Source organism: Burkholderia sp. Ac-20345 (assembly GCF_017104825.1).
Lineage (GTDB): Bacteria > Pseudomonadota > Gammaproteobacteria > Burkholderiales > Burkholderiaceae > Burkholderia > Burkholderia lata_B.
On the sequence record NZ_JAAGPO010000568.1, the window covers coordinates 1 to 382 of the forward strand.

General features: G+C 72.8%; 1 pseudogene. It reads left to right on the forward strand.

The annotated features are described in order from the left end of the window. Window positions 1-382 (forward strand): annotated as a pseudogene (locus tag G3O06_RS48720) (cytochrome C); the annotation flags it as partial.

Consider the following 382-nt stretch of genomic DNA (forward strand, 5'->3'; position numbering starts at 1 on the left):
ACCCGGTCGCGTTGCGCCTGCAGCATCTCGATGCGGCGCGGGACGCGGGGCCGCGCGAAATTATCCGGATGGTCAGCGAGCGCGCTGCATGGGGCGCGCCGGCCGCGGTCGACCCCGGTGCGCATGCGCGCCTGAGCGGGCGCGGCTTCGCTTTCGATGGCGCTGCAGCATCTTCCGGCAACCCGCTGCCGACGGCCAACGCGATGCACGACGGCGACGCCCGCTGGTCCGCATGGGTCGTCGATCTCGATGTCGATCGTGCAACGGGCGACGTCGCGGTGCGACGCGTCGTGGCCGGGCAGGGTGCCGGCGAACCGGGCGACGCGTCGATGGCCGGCTTGCCCGCATGGCAGATCGAGGCGGCGATTTCGCGCGTGATGGG